Here is a 2777-nt window from a genome sequence, read left to right on the forward strand (position 1 = left end):
CAAGGGCCAGCTCAACCTCGAACAGCACCGAGGCCGTACACCGGGCGGCGTGATCGCCCGTGTCATGCAGCGCATCCTCGCGCTGACCGCCGCGATCTGGCACAACGACCACACCGGCCAGCCCGTCCTTCGCTCACTGACCGCCTACGACCACTAACCACAGACCCCTTGGAATTGATCACCTAGCGGAGTTGTAATGCCCGGTGTACTCGGCGAGGATCCGCCGTGCGTGTTGTTCGCCGCTCCTATGGAGCGGCACGTCGATAATGCTCTGACGGTGAGGTTCGTCATGTGATTACTCACCGTTGGCTGGTCGGGTCCGTGTGCGGGTTGTGTGCGGCGAGGGCAGTGAACAGGGTGGCGATAACGGCAAGGGCGCCGTATCCGAGCGCGATCTGTGATAGCGAGAAGGCGTTCGAGAGCTGCCCGAAGATGAGGCTGATGATGGCGGCGCCGCTGTAGCAGAGGAGGTAGATCGCGCTGAAGATCGGCGCCCGGTCGGCCAGCGTGCTGCCGTACAGCAGGCCGCGGGTGGCGGCGCTGACGGCGATGCCTTGACCGACGCCGGTGACGATGGTTGCAGCGATGAACAACGGCAGTGTGCCGATGGCGATGGCGGTAATGATGCCGATCCATCCGATCAGGACGATGATCATGCCGATGCGTTGGGCTGCCGCTGGTGTGAACCGGCCGCCGATGGGAGCGCCGAGAACGCTGGGGGCCATGTAGCAGGCAAACACCAGTCCGAGGATGAGCGGGCTGCGGGTATGGAGTTGATCTTCGACCAGCGCGGGCATGAAGGACTGGTAGAAAGCCCCGGTCGCATAGGCGGTCACGAACACCACGGCCGCGACAGGGAGCAGACGCCTGACCTGAGCCGGTACGCGGACCCGGGGCCGCAGTGATCGCCAAGCGCCCGGCGTCGGCTTCGCGGTCTCCGGGCTGGCGACGATGAGTGCGGCAGACAGTACGAGGAGACCGGCGCAAACCAGGTAGATGAGCTCGCGTGGCCAGGGGGCGAACTGGACCAGGGCGCCGGCGGCGATGGCGCCGAGGGTGAGGCCGAGCATGGGTCCCTGGCTGGACGCGACGGAGGCCAGCCATGCCGGCCTGGTGGGCGCGGCGTCGACGATGTAGGAGGTGAGGCTGCTGCTGGCCAACCCCGTACCGACACCCATCAGGAGCCGACCGGCCAGCAGAGTGCCGATGTCGTGCACGTTCAGCAGCAGCAGACAGCCCAGTAGGAGCAGGCCGAGGCTGGCGATCGCGGTGCGCCGTCGGCCTAGATGATTGGACAGTCGTCCCAGAAGCAAGAGTGCGGCGATAATGCCGACGGAGTAGGTGACGAAGGCGAGCGAGAAGCCGGCGTTGGTGAACCCGTCCTCGGTGCGGTAGGTGTTGAGCAGGGGGATCGGTGCGGCCGACGCGGCAAACGAGGCCACCACGGAGACGATCGCAGCTGAGAATGCCAGCCAGAGCGTTCTGCCCTGGCGAGGCCGGTTGATCACTGGTGACACGTCTGCATCGTCGAGAGGGGGCGCGTTCAGTCGCGACATAACGGATCAACCTCCGGTAGGTGTGCGAGTAGTCGCCAAGCCCAGGTCGGGCCGAGCCTTTTTGTGGGTTTGGCAGCCCACTTCGCAGAGTTAATAGCCCTCAAGACTGGGCTGTCAAGCCCACTCTGCGGTATCGTGTGGCGTATGGAAGCACGACACGAGCTCGGGTACCTCACAAGCTCACGGACAAGGGCCAGGCGACGCGCACCCGGGTCCTGGAGCATTGCGAGTGCCGATAAATCATCCGTCCAGGTGGCGGGCCTGATCGCTGATCCTGAGTCGGTCGGGTAGCCCCGGGCTGAGACGCCCGGGGCTACCCGACCTCTTGAGTCGTGCCCGTCGATCTCCCAGCTATCCGCGGTGTCGAGGGCGGCGCTCACGCGCAGCCCGGTGCGGGTGGTGGTCGCGGCGATGGACTGGACGATGACTTCGTGGCTGGTCAGCGGGCGCCCGCGCCAGTTCATGGTGATGTGCGAGAAGAGCCCGTGGGGAAGTCGACCCGGGGCGCGGTCTCGTCTTTCGATCGAACCGTTTCCCCCGAGGCGCTTCCCGCACCCGGTGTGCCGCTCTCACGGCACCGGGCGCTCCACAAGTCTTGTTTGACTATGGACAGTTGTCTTCATCCGGTGGTCGGCCAGGGTGAAGGGATGGCCGTTCCCGGTATCGGTAGCGCGTGGTGCGCACTTTGCCGGGGTCGCCTCACACTGATACCGGCGCAACGTTAGAACGACCTACCTGCCTTGATCGCTTTGACAGGTTCCGCCTGGCAGGTCAGCGGCGATTTCTGCTTCGCCGCGGCCGTCACCGGCGCCGGGGCCTCGTCCGCGCTCCCTGCGTCGGCCGGCGCGGACAGCAGCACACCGACCCGCTGGCGGGCGATCGTCCACTCCTGCCATTCCTGCTCGGCCGCGGCCAATTCGACCTGAATGCGGTCGGCTTCCTCACGCAGCTCGTCCACCCGACGGCGAGCAGCCAGCTCGTGCTGTTCCAGCAGTCCGACCACCGACGGCATCCGCGACCTCCACAGGAGCGACGACACGATGAGCCACCACTCCCACGCTGCCGCCACCCCTATACCTGACCACCAGAAACGCAGTCTCCAAGCTCGGAAAGACAACAGCTTCTAAACTTGGTGTTTAACCTCGGCCGTTCACCTGACCCGCTGATCTTGGTTCGTTCTCGGGACAGCAGGACGGCCGTTCTTCACGCTTCGAGGTGTCG

At 65.5% G+C, this 2777-nt stretch carries 2 protein-coding genes and 2 pseudogenes; 1 reads left to right on the top strand and 3 read right to left on the bottom strand.

The genetic code is table 11. From position 1 onward, the window contains the following. A pseudogene (locus AB0M27_RS47260) lies at window positions 1-157 on the top strand (IS982 family transposase); the annotation flags it as partial. 142 nt (window positions 158-299) lie between these two features. Here AB0M27_RS47260 and AB0M27_RS47265 read toward each other — a convergent pair. The 3 genes and pseudogenes from AB0M27_RS47265 to AB0M27_RS47275 form a co-directional block, all read right to left on the bottom strand. Beyond that, window positions 300-1517 carry an MFS transporter gene (locus AB0M27_RS47265; protein WP_365732384.1) on the bottom strand — a complete coding sequence of 406 codons (1218 nt, stop codon included), beginning with the start codon at window positions 1515-1517 and terminating at the stop codon, window positions 300-302. 398 nt (window positions 1518-1915) lie between these two features. Then, window positions 1916-2053: pseudogene (locus AB0M27_RS47270) on the bottom strand (ISAzo13 family transposase); the annotation flags it as partial. 224 nt (window positions 2054-2277) lie between these two features. Next, window positions 2278-2568: a hypothetical protein gene (locus AB0M27_RS47275; RefSeq protein WP_365732385.1), complete on the bottom strand. Its 291-nt coding sequence runs from the start codon at window positions 2566-2568 to the stop codon at window positions 2278-2280. Between the last annotated feature and the right edge of the window lie 209 nt (window positions 2569-2777).

This window comes from Streptomyces sp. NPDC052107 (genome assembly GCF_040680215.1).
In the GTDB taxonomy this organism is placed as follows: Bacteria; Actinomycetota; Actinomycetes; order Streptomycetales; family Streptomycetaceae; genus Streptomyces.

What these genes read in the sequence shown, in the direction of transcription:
- AB0M27_RS47275 (WP_365732385.1), bottom strand. Translation starts at nt 2,568, where the DNA reads ATGCCGTCGGTGGTCGGACTGCTGGAACAGCACGAGCTGGCTGCTCGC.